The organism is Nocardioides sp. Z35_8 (genome assembly GCF_059621125.1).
On record NZ_JCAQIE010000001.1, the window covers coordinates 1,170,675 to 1,187,135 of the forward strand.

Annotated in this window: 16 protein-coding genes, 2 tRNA genes and 1 other RNA gene; 15 read left to right on the top strand and 4 right to left on the bottom strand. The window is 72.8% G+C overall.

What is annotated here, in order from left to right:
• Positions 1 to 35 precede the first annotated feature (35 nt).
• From AC54T2_RS05665 to AC54T2_RS05695, 7 genes are all read left to right on the top strand, one after another.
• Positions 36 to 347 carry a WXG100 family type VII secretion target gene (locus AC54T2_RS05665; protein ID WP_186339903.1) on the top strand — a complete coding sequence of 104 codons (312 nt, stop codon included), beginning with the start codon at positions 36 to 38 and terminating at the stop codon, positions 345 to 347.
• Positions 348 to 383: 36 nt separating this feature from the next.
• Positions 384 to 674 carry a WXG100 family type VII secretion target gene (locus tag AC54T2_RS05670; RefSeq protein ID WP_186339904.1) on the top strand — a complete coding sequence of 97 codons (291 nt, stop codon included), beginning with the start codon at positions 384 to 386 and terminating at the stop codon, positions 672 to 674.
• A 150-nt stretch (positions 675 to 824) separates the two neighbouring features.
• Positions 825 to 2,207 (top strand): type VII secretion integral membrane protein EccD, encoded by a 1,383-nt coding sequence (gene eccD / locus AC54T2_RS05675; protein WP_186339905.1) that lies wholly within the window; start codon positions 825 to 827, stop codon positions 2,205 to 2,207.
• A 3-nt stretch (positions 2,208 to 2,210) separates the two neighbouring features.
• Positions 2,211 to 3,629, top strand: a complete 1,419-nt coding sequence (locus tag AC54T2_RS05680; protein ID WP_186339906.1) for a type VII secretion protein EccB — start codon at positions 2,211 to 2,213, stop codon at positions 3,627 to 3,629.
• Complete coding sequence (locus AC54T2_RS05685; RefSeq protein WP_496665728.1) at positions 3,629 to 4,873, top strand: S8 family serine peptidase; 1,245 nt, start codon at positions 3,629 to 3,631, stop codon at positions 4,871 to 4,873. Before AC54T2_RS05680 ends, AC54T2_RS05685 begins: the two co-directional genes overlap by 1 nt.
• A 34-nt stretch (positions 4,874 to 4,907) precedes the next feature.
• Entirely contained in the window at positions 4,908 to 5,975 is a 1,068-nt protein-coding gene (locus AC54T2_RS05690; protein WP_186339908.1) for a sugar phosphate nucleotidyltransferase, read from the top strand.
• 38 nt (positions 5,976 to 6,013) lie between these two features.
• Positions 6,014 to 7,315: a UDP-N-acetyl glucosamine 2-epimerase gene (locus AC54T2_RS05695; RefSeq protein ID WP_496665729.1), complete on the top strand. Its 1,302-nt coding sequence runs from the start codon at positions 6,014 to 6,016 to the stop codon at positions 7,313 to 7,315.
• A 67-nt stretch (positions 7,316 to 7,382) separates the two neighbouring features.
• On the opposite strand, the gene AC54T2_RS05700 is transcribed toward AC54T2_RS05695, so the two are convergent.
• Positions 7,383 to 7,468, bottom strand: a tRNA-Ser gene (locus tag AC54T2_RS05700).
• A 94-nt stretch (positions 7,469 to 7,562) separates the two neighbouring features.
• Here AC54T2_RS05700 and ffs point away from each other — a divergent pair.
• The 7 genes from ffs (at position 7,563) to AC54T2_RS05735 (ending at position 13,963) form a co-directional block, all read left to right on the top strand.
• An RNA gene (gene ffs, locus AC54T2_RS05705) (signal recognition particle sRNA small type) lies at positions 7,563 to 7,653 on the top strand.
• Between the two features lie 114 nt (positions 7,654 to 7,767).
• The gene (locus tag AC54T2_RS05710) at positions 7,768 to 9,918 is read left to right on the top strand and encodes a DNA polymerase III subunit gamma and tau (RefSeq protein WP_496665730.1); all 2,151 of its coding nucleotides are present in this window, start codon (positions 7,768 to 7,770) and stop codon (positions 9,916 to 9,918) included.
• A 46-nt stretch (positions 9,919 to 9,964) separates the two neighbouring features.
• Positions 9,965 to 10,342 (top strand): YbaB/EbfC family nucleoid-associated protein, encoded by a 378-nt coding sequence (locus tag AC54T2_RS05715; protein WP_186339911.1) that lies wholly within the window; start codon positions 9,965 to 9,967, stop codon positions 10,340 to 10,342.
• Between the two features lie 10 nt (positions 10,343 to 10,352).
• Entirely contained in the window at positions 10,353 to 10,949 is a 597-nt protein-coding gene (gene recR / locus AC54T2_RS05720) for a recombination mediator RecR (protein ID WP_186339912.1), read from the top strand.
• Positions 10,946 to 11,527 (top strand): DUF5063 domain-containing protein, encoded by a 582-nt coding sequence (locus AC54T2_RS05725; RefSeq protein WP_489975516.1) that lies wholly within the window; start codon positions 10,946 to 10,948, stop codon positions 11,525 to 11,527. Before recR ends, AC54T2_RS05725 begins: the two co-directional genes overlap by 4 nt.
• 91 nt (positions 11,528 to 11,618) lie before the next feature.
• Positions 11,619 to 12,917: an aspartate kinase gene (locus tag AC54T2_RS05730; RefSeq protein WP_496665731.1), complete on the top strand. Its 1,299-nt coding sequence runs from the start codon at positions 11,619 to 11,621 to the stop codon at positions 12,915 to 12,917.
• On the top strand, positions 12,914 to 13,963 hold the full coding sequence (locus tag AC54T2_RS05735; RefSeq protein ID WP_496665732.1) for an aspartate-semialdehyde dehydrogenase: 1,050 nt from the start codon (positions 12,914 to 12,916) through the stop codon (positions 13,961 to 13,963). The genes AC54T2_RS05730 and AC54T2_RS05735 overlap by 4 nt, the downstream gene beginning before the upstream one ends.
• A gap of 61 nt (positions 13,964 to 14,024) precedes the next feature.
• On the opposite strand, the gene AC54T2_RS05740 is transcribed toward AC54T2_RS05735, so the two are convergent.
• The 3 genes from AC54T2_RS05740 to AC54T2_RS05750 form a co-directional block, all read right to left on the bottom strand.
• Positions 14,025 to 14,098 (bottom strand) — tRNA-Pro (locus tag AC54T2_RS05740).
• 92 nt (positions 14,099 to 14,190) lie between these two features.
• Complete coding sequence (locus AC54T2_RS05745) at positions 14,191 to 14,823, bottom strand: dihydrofolate reductase family protein (RefSeq protein WP_496665733.1); 633 nt, start codon at positions 14,821 to 14,823, stop codon at positions 14,191 to 14,193.
• A gap of 26 nt (positions 14,824 to 14,849) precedes the next feature.
• Entirely contained in the window at positions 14,850 to 15,785 is a 936-nt protein-coding gene (locus AC54T2_RS05750) for a metallophosphoesterase (RefSeq protein WP_489975520.1), read from the bottom strand.
• Positions 15,786 to 15,811: 26 nt separating this feature from the next.
• Between AC54T2_RS05750 and AC54T2_RS05755 the strand changes: the two genes are divergently transcribed.
• Complete coding sequence (locus AC54T2_RS05755; RefSeq protein ID WP_186339918.1) at positions 15,812 to 16,270, top strand: GatB/YqeY domain-containing protein; 459 nt, start codon at positions 15,812 to 15,814, stop codon at positions 16,268 to 16,270.
• Positions 16,271 to 16,461 lie beyond the last annotated feature (191 nt).

A 16,461-nucleotide genomic window follows, 5' to 3' on the forward strand; every position in this document is an offset into this window, starting at 1 on the left:
CGGTCGGTCGGACCGCCGAGGGAGAAGGATCTTCAATGAGCGAGATGTACGGCCAGACAGAGAAGGCGCTCTCCAAGGGTGCTGACTTCGTCGACCAGGCCCGCGCCGACGTCAAGAACAAGTGTGGCGTCCTGTCCGGAAACATCCAGACGATGATGGGTGGATGGGGCGGCCAGGGTGCCTCCGCGTTCAACAACCTCATGATCGCCTGGGACCAGAAGCAGGAGACCATCCTCAAGGCCCTCGACCAGCTCGCGGCCTCCATGAAGGAGACCGAGCGCGACAACGTCTCCACCGACGAGGCCCAGTCCGCCACCCACACCAACCTCCAGGGCCGTCTCGGCTGACGCCGACACCTGACTGCGCAGATCTAGGAGATCGACATGACTTTCGACGGAATCAAGGTCCAGCACGGCAGCCTCGACGCCGGTGCGGCCGACGTGATGAAGGCGGCCAAGGACATCGAGGCCCGCCTCGACCAGCTCGAGACCGAGCTCAACCCCCTCAAGTCGGACTGGAACGGTAACGCCAAGATGGCCTACGACCAGGCCAAGGCCAAGTGGGACCAGGCCATGACGGAGATGACCCTCCTGCTCCAGCAGGCCAGCCAGGGTGTCGACGCGTCCAACGCCGAGTACAAGGCCGCCGACGCCCGGGGCGCCAACCGCTTCTGAGCGCACGCACCTCGTCCGAGGCCGGTCGTCCCTGCGGGATGACCGGCCTCCGGCATTTCGGGAGCCGCTTTCGCCTAGGCTGCTCCCGGTTCAGCGCCCCGCCCGGCCGGGCGGAGCGCAGGTGAAGCACTGTTCAGGGGGGAATCACCAATGAGTCAGGGGTCCTCGGTCGCGTCGGGCCTGGTCCGCGTGACCATCGCCTCGGGATCTCGACGCGTCGACCTCGTGCTGCCGGGCGCGATCCCGGTCGCCGAGCTGGTGCCGGAGCTCGCCCGCTCCGTCGGCCTCCTCGACGCGTCCACCGTCTACGGCGGCTACCGCCTGGTGACGCAGGAGGGCCGGATCCTCGCCGACAACGCCGGCCTCACGATGCAGGGCATCGAGGACGGCGGCCTGCTCACCGTCACCGCCGGCGTCGACGACAAGGCGCCCCGGGTCTACGACGACGTGGTCGAGGCGATGGCCGACGTCGTCGAGAACGAGCTCCGGCCGTGGGAGCCCGCGGCCGGGCGCCGCACGGCCCTCGGCGCGGCCGCCATCCTGCTCGGCCTCGGCGCGCTGGCCCTGCTCCTCCAGGGCGAGAGCCTGCTCGGCGGCGTCGCGGCCGGCGTCATCGCGGGCCTGCTCGTGGTGGGCGGCATCGTCCTGACCCGCGCGCAGGGCGAGCCCGAGGCCGGCGTCGTCGTCTCGCTGCTCGCCGCGCTCTACGCCGCGGTCGCCGGCCTGCTGCTCGCGCCCGGTGACCTGCCGTCGTGGCGCTGGCCCCTTCCCGACGCGTTCTTCACCGACCCCCTGCTCTACGCCGGGCTGGGCGTGCTGGCCGTCGGCCTGGTGGCCGTCGTGGGCCTCGAGGGCGGTCGCGCTCTCGTGATCCCGGCCGTCGTGGTGGGTGCGGTGCTGGTCGCCGGCTCCCTGCTCGTGCGGGTGTTCTCGCTGGAGCCCGCCACCGTCTTCATCGTCCTGCTCACCCTCGTCGTCCTCGCCGGCAGCATCTTCCCGTGGCTCGCGCTCGGCGTCACCGGCACCAAGGTCGACCAGCTCTACTCGCTGCACGACATCACCGCCGACCCCGACGAGATCGACCCCGAGGAGGTCGCCGACGACGCCCGCGTCGGCCACGAGATCCTCCTCGCGGTGTCCGCGACGGTGGGCACGCTGCTGGTGCTGCTGGCGCCCTTCGCCGTCGGCAGCGGTGCCTACGGCACGATCCTGGCGGCGGTGTGCTGCCTGGCCGTCATGTTCCGCACCCGCCAGTACCGCACCGGGGCCGAGGTGCTGGCCGGCCTCGCCTCGGGCATCCTCGGCCTGGTCTCGGTGGCGGTGTCGATGCTGCTGATCCACGACGGCTGGCGGGCCGGCGCCGCCCTCGCCCTGGCCGGCGTCGGCGCGGCGCTGCTCGCGCTGACGCTCGTGCCCGCCTCGCCGTCGGTGCGCCGCGGCCGGATGGGCGACATCGTCGAGACGATGACGCTGCTCGCGCTGCTGCCGCTGATGGTCCTGGCAGCCGGCTTCGTGTCCGCGGTGGCGGGCTGATCGATGGCGACCAAGAAGGATCTCGTCGAGGCGCACGCCTTCAGCCGCCGCCGGCTGGTCACCGCCTTCGTCTCCGGCGCCCCGGGCGGCCGGGAGGTCGAGCCGGTGCGTCCCGGCCGCGTGCTCATCGGCGGCGTCGCCCTGTCGGTGCTCCTGCTGGCCGGTGCGGCCATCGCCGGCTTCCTGCTCGGCCGCCCGCCCGCCCAGTGGCTCGACGAGGGAAGCTTCGTCATCTCCAAGGACACCGGCGAGCAGTACGTCGTCCTCCGCGGCGGTGACGACCCCCTGCTCCAGCGGGTGCCCAACTACGTCTCCGCCCAGCTGCTGCTGGGCGAGGCCAAGCTGACGCCCTTCACGGTGCGCGACAAGTACATCCGCACGGTGCAGCTCGGCGAGGACCTCGGCATCGACGCGGCCCCCGCCAGCCTGCCGTCCGCCGACGAGCTGGTCGACGACGACTGGACCGCGTGCACCGGCGCAGGCGTCGGCATCAAGCTCGCGGTGCAGCGCACGCCCACGGTCGAGGACCTGACCGGGTCGGCCTTCCTGGTGCGCAGCGAAGGCACCACCTGGCTCATCGCCACCGCGCCGCCGGTCGGCAGCGAGCAGGGCAGCGCCTACCGCCTGCCCATGCCGGCCGACGAGACCGAGTCCTCGACGCTGGGCGTACGGCTCGGGTTCGGCGCCTCCGCCACCGAGGTCGACGCCGACTGGCTCAACCTCTTCCGCCTGGGCGACCCGCTCGAGCAGAAGTCGTTCGGAGTCACCCGCGCCGGCGAGCGGGTGCCCTACGGCAGCACCGGCACCGACCTCTCCCGCTACCGCATCGGTGACCTGCTGCGCTCGAGCAGCGGCGCCTACTACCTCCTCGGCGACGAGAAGCCCGAGCGGCTCAGCGACTTCGACGCGCTCGTCTACGACGTCGTCGGCACCGGCACGCAGGAGCTCGCCGACGACCTGTCCGCGTCGTTCGGCGACCCGAAGACCCCGGCGGAGTGGCCCAGCGAGGTCCCGCAGCCGATCACCAACGGCGCGCTGTGCGCCGTGCTGCACCCCGACGCGCGTGCCGGCGCCACCTTCAGCCTCGCCACCAACCCGACCGGCGCCGCGGACCCCTCGGGCGTCCGGCCGCGACGCCACGCGGTCGACGTCGAGCCGAGCGCGGGCGCCTACGTCCTCTCCGGCTCCGGCGAGGCCGCCGAGTCCGGCACCCCCTACGTCATCGACCCGAAGGGCGCGAAGTACGCCCTCGTCGGCCCCGAGGTGCCCGACTTCCTCGGCTACGGCGACGTCGACCCGCCACTGGTGCCGAGCGCGTGGCTGGAGTTCTTCGAGTCCGGTGTCCCGCTGTCGACCAACAGCGCACGCCGGGTCCCCGAGGACGCCCCGCCGGCCGACGACGCGTCCGCGGACGCCGGCTGATGGCTGCCCCGTCGCCGGGTCGTCGCCGCCCGTCGCCGCGCACGGTGCTCGCCGCGGGCCTGCTCGCCGCGGCGGTCGTGCCGCTCGGCGCGACGCCGGCCGCTGCCGACCACGACGCCCCCTGCAGCGTCGCCGAGCTGCCCCAGTCCGAGCGGCTCGCCGACACCCACGCCAAGGCCAACGCGGCGTTCGACCGGATGCACGTCGAGCAGGCGCAGGAGCTCGCCACCGGCCGGGGCGTCAAGGTCGCCGTGATCGACAGCGGCGTGATGGGCGTCGAGGGACTCGACGTCGTCGGCGGCGTGGCCGTCCCGGGGGTCTCTCCCAATGCGCTGCTGTCGGGCCACGGCACGATCGTCGGCGGGCTGATCGCCGGGCCGCAGGGGGTCGCTCCCGACGCGCAGGTCTACGACGTCAAGGTCTACGACGCCGAGGACGCCGACACCACGCAGGGCGAGCGGCCGCTGACCTCGGCCGGCATCGTCGCCGGCATCGAGGCCGTCATCTCGGCCCAACCGCAGCAGCGGTTCGACATCGTCAACATCTCCCTCGCCGTCCGCCAGTCCGACCCGGCGCTGGAGGCGGCCGTCGCGCGCCTGGTGGCCCTCGACGTGGTGGTGGTCGCGGCCGCGGGCAACGCCGCGTCGAGCACCCCCGACGGGTTCGCCGGCACCCCGGGCAACGATGCGGAGGTCTACCCCGCCGACTACCCCGGCGTGCTCGCTGTCAGCGCCACCCCACCCGGCGACGAGAACCCCAGCGCCTACGTCGTGCCCAACGCCGACACCGACGTCGCGGCCCCCACCGTGGGCGCGCTCTCCGCCAACGCCACCGGCCAGGCCTGCGTCGTGGGCGAGGTCGCCACCTCGTGGGCGACGGCCGAGGTCAGCGGCGTCCTGGCGCTGCTCGCCGAGCGGTTCCCCCGCGACACGCCGCAGCAGCTCGTCGCCCGGCTCCAGGCCACCGCCGAGGGCGCCGGCGCGGCACGGGACGACGCCTCGAGCCCATGGACGGGCGCGGGCGTGGTGCAGGCGCACGACGCGCTCACCCGGGAGATCCGGCCGGGGCGCAAGGGCAAGGTCGAGACCACCGTCCAGGAGGTCCGCGCCGACGCCCAGGCGCCGCCGGCGCCCCGGCGCGTCGACCTCTTCGGCACGCCCCGCGCGATCCTGCTGTGGTCGGGCCTGGTCGCGGGGTCGCTGCTCGCCCTCGCCTCGATGCTGCGCCCGCTGCTGCGGCGGTGACCCACGACACCCCGACCCATGATGGAATCGGGCCATGCCTGAGACCACGGACGAGCCCGTCGCCGTCATCCTGGCCGGCGGCCAAGGCTCGCGCCTGTGGCCGATCAGCCGGGACCGCGCCCCGAAGCAGTTCCAGCCCGTCGTGCGCGACCGCCCGCTGCTCACCGGCACGATCGAGCGGCTCAGCGAGATCGTCGACCCGAGCCGCATCCACGTCTCGACCCGCGCCCGCTTCGCCGAGGCCGCCCTGGCGACGCTCGGTCCCGTCCCCCCGGACAACCTGATCCTCGAGGAGGACCCGGCCGGGCCCGCGACGGCGTTCGCGCTCAGCATCGCGACGCTGTCGCACAAGTACGGCAACGCGCCGGCACTCATCGCGCCCTCCGACCACCTGATCACCGAGGAGGAGGCCTTCAACGCCGCCTCCCGCGACATGCTCGACCAGCTGGTCACCACCCCCGGGTCGATGGTCGTGCTGGGCGCCGAGCCCACCCGCTTCGACGCCGGACTCGGCTACATCCACACCAAGGGCGGCGACGACGCCGTGCAGGTGATCGACTCGTTCCACGAGAAGCCCGACGAGGACGTCGTCGCCGAGCTCACCGAGACGGGCAACCTCTACTGGAACACCGCCTGCTACGGCGTACGCGTGGGGCGCGCGTGCGAGGCCTACCGCACCGCCCTGCCACTCATCTTCGAGGCCATCGAGCGGTTCGCCCGCGGCGCCACGGCCGACAAGGCCTACCGCGGCGCGGCGATCGGCGGGCACGAGATCTACCCGCTGATGTGGGCCGGCATGGAGTGCCTGGTCGTCCCCCGCCAGCTCGGGTGGACCGACGTCGGCACCTGGACCCGGCTCGAGCGGGTGCTGCACGACCAGCGGGTCACCTCGATCGGCCCCGCGCTCCAGCTCGACGCCGAGGACACCCTCGTCGCCAGCATGGACGGCCGACCGGTCGTCACGCTCGGCGCCCGCGGCCTGATCGTCGTGACCCACGAGGACGCCGTCTACGTCCTCGACCGGCAGAAGGCCCTCGACATCGGCATCCTCGAACGGCTCCGCTCCCTCCTCGCGGCCAGCACCCGCGAGGACCTCCTCTGAGCGCGCCTCCCCACCTCACGCACCACCCGAAGGAACCCATGTCCCACGAGAACAGCCAGCACATCGTCGTCGTCGGCACCAAGCCCGACATCATCAAGCAGGCGCCGATCTACCACGAGCTGCGCGAGCGCGGCCACGACGTCGTGCTCTGCCACACCGGCCAGCACTACGACCACAACCTGTCCCAGTCGATGCTCGACGAGTTCGGCGTGCGCGAGGACATCAACCTCGAGGTGCGCGGCGGCGTCAACGACCTCGTCTCCGGCATCACCGCCAAGCTCGCCCAGTACCTCCGCGGCTTCTCCGAGCGCGGCGGCTTCCCCATCACCTACGTGCACGGCGACACCACGACCGCCATGGCCGGAGCGCTGGCCACCTTCGGCGAGCGCCAGGCGCTGGTGCACGTCGAGGCGGGGCTCCGCACGCTCTCGCCGAAGCCGGAGGTGCTGAAGGGCTGGCTCGAGCAGGGCGCCGACCTCGACTGGGCGTCGTTCCGCGAGCAGTCGGTCGACCGCGCCAGCTGGGCCAAGGGCAGCCGCGAGCCGTCCCCGGAGCAGTTCAACACCCGGGTCGCGGACGCCGGCTCCGACCTCCACGCCGCCCCCGTCGAGCTCAACCGGGAGTTCCTGGTGGAGGAGGGCTTCGCCCCCGCCGCGATCGACGTGGTCGGCAACTCGGTCGTCGACGCGCTCGCGCAGGCCGTCGCCGGCAGCGACAAGAACCAGGTGCTGCAGAGGTTCCCGCAGATGGGCGACGGGTCGTTCCTGCGCTTCTGCGTCCACCGCCGCGAGAACACCACCAACCGCGACCGCTTCACCCTGCTGATGGACGCCATGGAGGCGCTCCTCGAGCAGGGCCACCACGTCCTCTTCATCCGGCTGCTCGGCACCGAGGCCGCGATCGACAACTTCGGCCGCCGCCAGTGGCTCGAGGACCTCGAGGCGAGGTACGGCGACGCGCTGATCTCCACCCCGGTGTGGGACAGCTACCTCGACGTCGTCGCCGCGATGTCGATGTGCGCCGTCATCGTCACCGACTCCGGCAGCATCGTGGAGGAGGCCAACGTCCTCGAGGTGCCCTGCGTGACCCTGCGGTTCGGCTCCGACCGGTCCGAGACGTTCCTCGCCGGCAGCAACTTCCTCGCCCCGCCCGTCGACAAGGACCTGATGACCGCGGTCATCCACAACGTCTTCGAGCACCGCGACGAGCTGTCGTGGGACCGGGTCTACCCGGAGAAGGCGTCCGCGATGCTCGTCGACGCGGTCGAGCGGCGCCTCGACGAGGGGAGCCTGCTGATCTCCGAGGAGTGGCGCTACGGCCTCAAAGCCCAGGTGCGCTGAGCCGGGCGTACGCCCCCGCACACGACGCAGGGCCCCGCACCATCCGGTGCGGGGCCCTGCGTGTCGGCGGAGGTAGGGGGATTCGAACCCCCGAGGGCTATTAACCCAACCCGCTTTCCAAGCGAGCGCCATAGGCCACTAGGCGATACCTCCGCCGAGGAGAGTACCGGTCGGTCCGGTGGCCGGTGAAATCGCCTGCCGCACCCTGGGTTTGGGTGCCCGTCACGGGCTCCCCTAGACTTCCGGCAACCCCCCACGCGGCGCCATCTCGCCCAATTCCCCCAGGGCCGGAAGGCAGCAAGGGTAAGTGAGCTCTAGCGGGTGCGTGGGGGGCCTTTCCATGTCCGGCGCCCCGCCCGTGACGCGGCACCTGTCCCTCGCCGCTCCCGCGCATCTCCCGCGGTGGTCCCGGCCTGTGCGCACTGTGGGTGGGCACGGTTAGGGTTCACGACGTGGAGTCACCGCTCGCGCTCTATCGCCGCTACCGGCCCGAGACCTTCCAGGAGGTCATCGGGCAGGACCACGTGACCGAGCCGTTGCGGGCCGCGCTGGCGGCCAACCGCGTCAACCACGCCTACCTCTTCTCCGGGCCCCGCGGCTGCGGCAAGACCACCTCCGCTCGCATCCTGGCCCGCGCGCTCAACTGCGCTCAGGCGCCGATCGCCGACCCGTGCGGCGAGTGCGACAGCTGCCGCGACCTCGCCCGCGGGGGTCCGGGCTCCATCGACGTGATCGAGATCGACGCGGCCTCCCACGGCGGCGTCGACGACGCCCGCGACCTGCGCGAGAAGGCGTTCTTCGCGCCGGTGCGCGACCGCTACAAGGTCTACATCATCGACGAGGCCCACATGGTCACCACGCAGGGCTTCAACGCCCTGCTCAAGCTCGTCGAGGAGCCGCCGCCCCACCTGCGGTTCATCTTCGCCACGACCGAGCCCGACAAGGTGCTGCCGACGATCCGCTCGCGCACCCACCACTACCCCTTCCGGCTGATCCCGCCGCGCCTGCTGAGCGACTACCTGTCCCAGCTCGCCGCCGAGGAGGGGGTGTCGATCGAGCCCGCCGCGCTGCCGCTCGTCGTGCGCGCCGGCGCCGGGTCGGCCCGCGACACGCTGTCGGTGCTCGACCAGCTGCTGGGCGGGGCCGGTCCGGGCGGGGTGACCCACAAGCTCGCGACCGACCTGCTCGGCTTCACCCCGGACACGCTGCTGGACGAGGTGGTCGAGGCGTTCGCCACCCGCGACGGCGCCGCCGTGTTCTCCGTGGTCGACAAGGTGGTCGAGACCGGGCAGGACCCGCGCCGCTTCACCGAGGACCTGCTCCGCCGGCTGCGCGACCTGGTCATCGTCACCGCCGTGCCCGACGCCCCGGCCACCGGGCTCATCGACGTCCCCGAGGACGCGGGCGAGCGCCTCGTCGCGCAGGCCGCGCGCTTCGGCGCCATCGAGCTCAGCCGGGCCGCCGACATCGTCGCCGCCGGCCTCACCGAGATGCGCGGCGCGACCGCGCCCCGCCTGCTCCTCGAGCTGCTCTGCGCCCGCGTGCTGCTGCCCGGCGCCGACCACACCTCCGACGGCGTGATGGCGCGCCTGGAGCGCCTGGAGCGGCGCATGGACGTCGCCGGCGCCCCGGCGCCGTCCGGCCCGTCCGCCGCCCCGGCGGTCGCGGCTCCCTCGGCTGCCCCGCCCCGCCCCGACCAGCCGGCCGCGCCCGCCCAGCCGCCTGCCCAGCCGCCTGCCCAGCCGCCCGCCCAGGCGCCCGCCCAGCCGCCCGCCCAGGCGCCGGCCCCGGCATCCTCCCCGGTGCCGGTCCGCGACGAGGGCCCGCCGCCGCCCCCGCCGATCCCGACCTCGATGCCGAGCTCCGCTCCTGGGTCGGTGGACGCGACCCCGGCCGCGCAGGCACCGCCCGTCGTCGCCGAGCCCGCGCCGGTGCCCGCGGCAGGCGCCGGGCCCGACGCCCCGGTCGCCGAGCAGCCGGCCGGACCACGCGGCGGCCTCAGCCTCGTCGACGTACGCCGGCTGTGGCCCGACATCCTCGAGCAGACCAAGAACCGTCGCCGTCTCGCGTGGATGGTGCTCTCGCAGCACGCCCATGTCGTCGACGTCGACGGTGTCCGACTCACCGTCGGCTTCGCCAACGCCGGGGCCCGCGACTCGTTCGTCAACGGCGGCTGCGACGAGATCCTGCGGCAGGCCGCGATCGACGTCGTCGGCATGGACTGGCGCGTCGAGTCGATCGTCGACCCCTCGGGCGCTGCCGCCGAGGCCCCGGTGGTCCGCCAGGCGGCCACCGACTCCCGCCCGTCGTCCGCCCCGGCCCAGGAGGCCCCCAGCGGGCCGCCCGACTGGGTGAGCGGCTCCGCGACACCCGCCAGCCCTGCGGCGCCCGCCGCCCTGCCCCCGGTGTCCGCCGCGCCCGCCCGCGAGGCGCTCGAGGCCGCCCGCTCCGGCAGCCCCGCGGAGCCCGCGGCGCCGGTCCGCTCCGCCGACGACGACGTCGACCCCGACGACCCCGACGCCGACTCCGCGGCCATCGACACCGAGTCGCTGCTCAGCCAGACGCTCGGCGCCCGGCTGATCGAAGAGATCAAGAACGACTGACCGACCACCCGATCCCAGCTCCACCCAACCCTGTGCGGGAGACCAGATGACCCAGAACCCCTTCGACGCCCTCGGCGGCGGCGGCTTCGACATGAACGCCCTGCTCCAGCAGGCGCAGCAGATGCAGCAGCAGCTCGAGGAGGCGCAGGCCGACCTCGCCCGGCAGACCGTCGAGGGCACCGTCGCCGGCGGCGCCGTCACGGTCACCGCCAACGGCGTTGGCGAGCTGGTCGGCGTGACGATCCGCTCCGGTGAGTTCGACGGCAGTGACCCCGACGACCTGTCCGACCTCTCCGACCTCATCGTCGCCGCCTACCGCGACGCGCGGGCCAAGTCCGAGGCGCTCGCCAGCGACTCCCTGGGCCCGCTGACCGAGGGCCTCGGCGGGGGCGGCGGCATGCCCGGCATCCCCGGCCTGGGCTGAGGCGTCCCTCTTGTACGAAGGTGTCGTCCAGGACCTGATCGACGAGCTCGGCCGGCTGCCGGGCGTCGGCCCCAAGAGCGCGCAGCGCATCGCGTTCCACCTGCTCCAGGCCGAGCCCACCGACGTGCGCCGCCTCGCCGACGTGCTGATCGAGGTCAAGGCGCGGGTGAAGTTCTGCTCGACCTGCTTCAACGTCAGCGAGGACGAGCGGTGTCGGATCTGCCGCGACGAGCGGCGCGACCCGAGCGTGCTGTGCGTCGTGGAGGAGTACAAGGACGTCGTGGCGATCGAGCGCACCCGCGAGTTCCGCGGCCGCTACCACGTGCTCGGCGGGGCGATCTCGCCGATCGACGGCATCGGCCCCGACCAGCTCCACGTCAAGGAGCTGATGCCGCGCCTGGCCGACGGCGCGGTCACCGAGGTCATCCTCGCCACCGACCCCAACCTCGAGGGCGAGGCCACCGCCACCTACCTCACGCGCCTCCTCCTGCCGATGGGGTTGCGCGTCACGCGTCTGGCGAGTGGACTGCCAGTGGGCGGCGACCTGGAGTACGCCGACGAGGTGACGCTCGGGCGAGCGTTCGCCGGAAGGAGATCAGCCGAATGACCGAGACCGACGAGATCCGCTTCGGCGAGCAGATCGCCGACTCCGTGGAGAGCTTCCTGCTCTCGCTCCGCGCCATCGCGCGGGAGGGCAACGGGGCCGAGGCCGTGTCGCTGCTGCTCCTCGAGATCAGCCAGGTGCTCCTGGCCGGCGCGCGGATGGGCGCCCAGACCGACTTCACGCCCCGCGAGCAGTACCAGCCCGACGTCGGCCCCGAGGCCGACATCGACGACCTGCGGCTGCGGCTCGCGGAGATGCTGGAGGGCGTCGACGACTACGCGTTCGTCTTCGACCCCTACGTCCCCGAGGTGGTGCAGAGCCGCCTCTCCGACGACCTCGCCTCGATCGCGATCGACCTCGAGAACGGCCTGCGCCACTTCCGTGCCGGCGACGTCGACGAGGCGCTGTGGTGGTGGCAGTTCTCCTACGTCAACAGCTGGGGCACCCTCGCCGGCGCCGCCCTCAGCGCGCTGCTGACCGTCGTCGCCCACGACCGCTTCGACACCGACTTCGAGGCCGAGGCCGAGGTCGTCGCCGTCGCGGATGAGATGCTCGGGAGCGCGCCGACCGCCCAGCCGTAGAATCTGGGGATGGCCTGGCGGCAACGGCGCCGGCAGGCACGCCAGAGCACCGCGGCCGTCGACGGCCGCACACCGATCCCGAGGACCAACCGTGGGCATTGTCGTGCAGAAGTACGGCGGCTCCTCGCTCGCCGACGCCGACGCCATCAAGCGCGTCGCCCGACGCATCGTGGACATCAAGAAGGCCGGGCACGACGTCGTCGTCGCCGTCTCCGCCATGGGCGACACGACCGACGACCTGCTCGACCTGGCCCACGGCGTCTCGCCGCTGCCGCCGGCGCGCGAGATGGACATGCTGCTGACCGCCGGCGAGCGGATCTCCATGGCCCTGGTGGCGATGGCGATCAGCGACCTCGGCTACACCGCCCGGTCGTTCACCGGCTCGCAGGCGGGCGTGATCACCGACTCGGTGCACGGCAGGGCCAAGATCATCGACGTCACGCCCGGCCGGATCACCCAGGCGATCGGGGAGGGCCACATCGTGATCGTCGCCGGCTTCCAGGGTGTCTCGGCCGACACCAAGGAGATCACCACGCTCGGTCGTGGCGGCACCGACACCACCGCGGTGGCGCTGGCAGCGGCGCTCGACGCCGACGTGTGCGAGATCTACACCGACGTCGACGGCGTCTTCACCGCCGACCCGCGCATCGTGCCCACCGCACGCAAGCTCAGCAAGGTGTCCTACGAGGAGATGCTCGAGCTGGCCGCCTGCGGGGCGAAGATCCTGCACCTGCGGTGCGTGGAGTACGGCCGCCGCTACGGCATCCCGATCCACGTGCGGTCGTCGTTCAGCCAGCTCGAAGGCACCTGGGTCGTCGACGACCCGCAGCTCGACCCCGGACCAGCCGGACCCAGCGAGGGAGTCACCATGGAACAGCCCATCATCGCCGGCGTCGCCCACGACCGCAGCGAGGCCAAGATCACCGTCGTCGGGGTCCCCGACAAGGTGGGCGAGGCCGCCCGGATCTTCGAGGCGCTCGCCGACGCGCAGGTCAACCTCGACATGATCGTGCAGAACGTCTCCGCCGCGGCGACCAGCCTCACCGACATCTCCTTCACGCTGCCCCGTAGTGACGGACAGGTCGCGATGACCGCGCTCGCGCGGATCCAGGCGGAGGTGGGCTACGACAAGCTGCTCTACGACGACAAGATCGGCAAGGTCTCGCTGATCGGTGCCGGAATGCGCTCCCACCCCGGCATCACCTCCAAGTTCTTCGCCGCGCTCGCCTCGGCGGGGGTCAACATCGAGATGATCTCCACCTCCGAGATCCGGATCTCGGTCATCGTGGACGAGTCGGCCGTCGACGACGCGGTCCGCGCGACGCACACGGCGTTCGACCTCGACGCCGACGAGGTCGAGGCCGTGGTCTACGGAGGCACCGGGCGATGAGCGACAAGGTCAACATCGGCATCGTCGGTGCGACGGGCCAGGTGGGCGTGGCGATGCGCCAGATCCTGCTCGAGCGCGACTTCCCGGCCGACCAGGTCCGCTTCTTCGCCTCCTCGCGCTCCGCCGGCACGGTGCTCCCGTTCGGTGATCGCGACATCACCGTCGAGGACGCGGCGAGCGCCGACCCCACCGGGCTCGACATCGCGCTGTTCTCCGCCGGCGCCACCACCTCGCGGGCGCTGGTGCCGAGGTTCGTGGACGCGGGAGTGATCGTCGTCGACAACTCCTCGGCGTTCCGCAAGGACCCCGAGATCCCGCTGGTCGTCTCGGAGGTCAACCCCGACGCGATGGCCGGCGTCATCGAGGCCGGGCGCGGCATCATCGCCAACCCCAACTGCACGACGATGGCAGCGATGCCGATCCTCAAGGCGCTGCACGACGAGGCCGGCCTGACCCGCCTCATCGTCTCCACCTACCAGGCCGTCTCCGGCTCCGGGGTGGCCGGCGTCGACGAGCTGGCCGACGGCGTGGCTGCGGCGGGCGACAAGGCCCGGGAGCTGGCCTACGACGGCTCCGCGATCTCGTTCCCCGAGCCGACGACCTACGTCGAGCCCATCGCCTACAACGTGCTGCCGATGGCGGGCTCGATCGTCGACGACGGGCTCAACGAGACCGACGAGGAGCAGAAGCTCCGCAACGAGTCGCGCAAGATCCTCGGCCTGCCCGACCTCCTGGTCTCCGGCCTCTGCGTCCGCGTCCCGGTCTTCACCGGCCACTCGCTCGCGGTCAACGCCGAGTTCGAGCGGCCGATGACCCCCGCCCGCGCCCGCGAGATCCTCGCCTCGGCCGAGGGGGTGGCGCTCGAGGAGGTGCCGACCCCGCTCAAGGCGGCCGGCCGCGACCCGTCGTACGTCGGACGGCTGCGGCAGGACCCGGGCGTCCCCGACGACCGCGGCCTCGCGCTCTTCATCAGCAACGACAACCTGCGCAAGGGCGCCGCGCTCAACACCGTGCAGATCGCCGAGCTCATCGCCGCCGCCCGCTGAGCCCACCCGGCCGGTGAACGACGAGATCCCGGACCCCTGAGGGGTCCGGGATCTCGGTGTGTCGGGCTGACAGGATTTGAACCTGCGGCCTCCTCGTCCCGAACGAGGCGCGCTACCAAGCTGCGCCACAGCCCGCCGCCCGGACCACGAAAGTCTGTCCGGGCAACGCGGGCGAGCATACCGGAGCAGGAGGGGCCGTCTGAAATCGCCCCGGCCCGCGGGCACCGTCAGCGGCGGCGGGTCAGCGTCAGGTGGACGACGCCGCTGGGCGAGGACACGGCCTCGGTGTCGAAGCGGTCCTCGAGGCCGGCCAGCCCGCCCCACAGCCAGCTGCCGCGACCGAGGACGATCGGCACGACGACGAGGTGCAGGTGGTCGACGAGATCGGCGGCCACGAACTCTCGCACCACCGTCGCACCGCCGCCGAGGCGTACGTCGAGGCCGCCGGCCGCCTCGCGCGCGACGGCGAGCGCGTCGGCGGGGGAGGCGTCGAGGAAGTGGAAGGTGGTGCCGCCCTCCATCTCCAGCGGCGGCCTCGTCCGGTGCGTGAGGACGTAGGTCGGGGTGTGGAACGGCGGGTCGTCCCCCCACCACCCGCGCCAGTCGGGGTCGTCCTGCCACCCGGGTGGGCCGAACTTGTTGGCGCCCATGATCTCCGCGCCGATGCCCTCCTCGTGGCGGGCGGCGAAGACGGCGTCGACGCCGCGCCCGCCGCCCTCCCGGTCCCAGAAGCTGGTGGCGAACATCCACTGGTGGAGCCGCTCCCCGGCGTGGCCGAAGGGGGACTCCAGGGACTGCGGCTCGCCGGAGCCGAAGCCGTCGAGGGAGATGGAGAAGTTGTGGACCCGGACGAGCGGCATGGTGACTCCTTCACGAGAGGCGATGGTCAGGCTGCCGGCACCAGCGTCAGCAGCGTGGCCTCCGGGCGGCAGGCCACCCGGAGGCGCACGTAGGGGTTGGTGCCGAGACCGGCCGAGACGTGCAGCCAGGCGGATCCCGAGTCACCGGGAGCGGAGTCGGCGGGGTGGCGGTGCAGCCCGCGGGCGCGCGCGGGCTCGAGGTCGCAGTTGGTCGTGAGGGCCCGGCCGCGGCCGGCGATGGTGGGCAGGCACACCTGGCCGCCATGGGTGTGCCCGGCGATGATCGCGTCGTAGCCGTCGGCGGCGAACTGGTCGAGCACCCGCAGGTAGGGCGCGTGGGCGACGGCCAGGCGCAGGTCGGCCGTCGGGTCGGCCTGCCCGGCGACCCGCTCGAGGTCGTCGTAGGCCAGGTGCGGGTCGTCGACGCCGGCGAACGCGATCGTGGTGCCGCGCACCGTGAGCGTGCCGAAGCCGTTGGTGAGGTCGAGCCAGCCGGCCTTGTCGAAGTGCTCCTTGAGCTCGGGCCACGGCAGCTGGGGCACCGAGGTGTTGCGCTTGCCGGTGTCGGGCAGCAGGTAGCCGAAGGGGTTGCGGAAGCCGGGCGCGTAGTAGTCGTTGGAGCCGAGCACGTAGGCGCCCGGCACCTCCAGCAGCCCGGCCAGGGCGTCGGCGACCACCGGCACGGCGCGCATGTGGGCGAGGTTGTCGCCGGTGTCGATCACCAGGTCGGGCTCGAGCGCGGCCAGCCCGCGCAGCCATTCCTGCTTGGCCCGCTGGTCGGGCGCCATGTGGATGTCGCTGAGGTGCAGCACCCTCAGCGGGGCGTGACCGGGGGGCAGGAGCGGGACGGTGACGTGACGGAGGGTGTACTGCCGGGCCTCCCACGCGGCGTACGCCGCCAGTCCGACGCCGGCGAGGGCACCGAGGCCGAGCGTGCGGCGTACAAGGGGGAGGGAACGCATCCGCCAAGGCTGCCACAATGGCTCCCATGAGTGCCCTGAAGGACCGTCTCCGCGCCGACCTCACCACCGCCATCAAGGCGCGCGACGAGCTGCGCTCCTCCACGCTGCGGATGGTGCTGACCGCCATCACCAACGCCGAGGTCGCCGGCAAGCAGGCCCGCGAGCTCTCCGACGACGACATCATCGGCGTGCTGTCGACCGAGGCCAAGCGACGCCGCGAGGCGGCCGTGGCCTTCGAGGAGGGCGGCCGCCCCGAGATGGCGGCCAAGGAGGCCGCCGAGGGCGAGGTCATCGCCGACTACCTCCCGGCCCCGCTCACCGAGGCCGAGATCGCCGAGCTCGTCACGGCCGCCATCGCCCAGACCGGCGCGGCAGGCGAGGGTATGCGCGCCATGGGCAAGGTGATGGGCGTCGTGACGCCCCAGGTCAAGGGCCGCGCCGACGGCGGCGCCGTGGCCGCCGAGGTGCGCCGCCAGCTCGGCTGACGTCGAGTCGGCTCGTCCTGACTGCCGATACCCGCCGAGTCGGCCCGTCCTGACTGCTGATACCAGTCGAGTCGGCCCGTCCTGACAGGTAGCCGTCAGAATGCGCCGACTCGACCCTCCAGCGCCGTCAGAATGCGCCCACGCGGCGCTCCAGCGCCGTCAGGACGCGCCGACTCGGCGCTCCAATGCCG

What these genes read in the sequence shown, in the direction of transcription:
- AC54T2_RS05665 (WP_186339903.1), top strand. Translation starts at nt 36, where the DNA reads ATGAGCGAGATGTACGGCCAGACAGAGAAGGCGCTCTCCAAGGGTGCT.
- AC54T2_RS05670 (WP_186339904.1), top strand. Translation starts at nt 384, where the DNA reads ATGACTTTCGACGGAATCAAGGTCCAGCACGGCAGCCTCGACGCCGGT.
- eccD (WP_186339905.1), top strand. Translation starts at nt 825, where the DNA reads ATGAGTCAGGGGTCCTCGGTCGCGTCGGGCCTGGTCCGCGTGACCATC.
- AC54T2_RS05680 (WP_186339906.1), top strand. Translation starts at nt 2,211, where the DNA reads ATGGCGACCAAGAAGGATCTCGTCGAGGCGCACGCCTTCAGCCGCCGC.
- AC54T2_RS05685 (WP_496665728.1), top strand. Translation starts at nt 3,629, where the DNA reads ATGGCTGCCCCGTCGCCGGGTCGTCGCCGCCCGTCGCCGCGCACGGTG.
- AC54T2_RS05690 (WP_186339908.1), top strand. Translation starts at nt 4,908, where the DNA reads ATGCCTGAGACCACGGACGAGCCCGTCGCCGTCATCCTGGCCGGCGGC.
- AC54T2_RS05695 (WP_496665729.1), top strand. Translation starts at nt 6,014, where the DNA reads ATGTCCCACGAGAACAGCCAGCACATCGTCGTCGTCGGCACCAAGCCC.
- AC54T2_RS05715 (WP_186339911.1), top strand. Translation starts at nt 9,965, where the DNA reads ATGACCCAGAACCCCTTCGACGCCCTCGGCGGCGGCGGCTTCGACATG.
- AC54T2_RS05725 (WP_489975516.1), top strand. Translation starts at nt 10,946, where the DNA reads ATGACCGAGACCGACGAGATCCGCTTCGGCGAGCAGATCGCCGACTCC.
- AC54T2_RS05735 (WP_496665732.1), top strand. Translation starts at nt 12,914, where the DNA reads ATGAGCGACAAGGTCAACATCGGCATCGTCGGTGCGACGGGCCAGGTG.
- AC54T2_RS05745 (WP_496665733.1), bottom strand. Translation starts at nt 14,823, where the DNA reads ATGCCGCTCGTCCGGGTCCACAACTTCTCCATCTCCCTCGACGGCTTC.
- AC54T2_RS05750 (WP_489975520.1), bottom strand. Translation starts at nt 15,785, where the DNA reads ATGCGTTCCCTCCCCCTTGTACGCCGCACGCTCGGCCTCGGTGCCCTC.
- AC54T2_RS05755 (WP_186339918.1), top strand. Translation starts at nt 15,812, where the DNA reads ATGAGTGCCCTGAAGGACCGTCTCCGCGCCGACCTCACCACCGCCATC.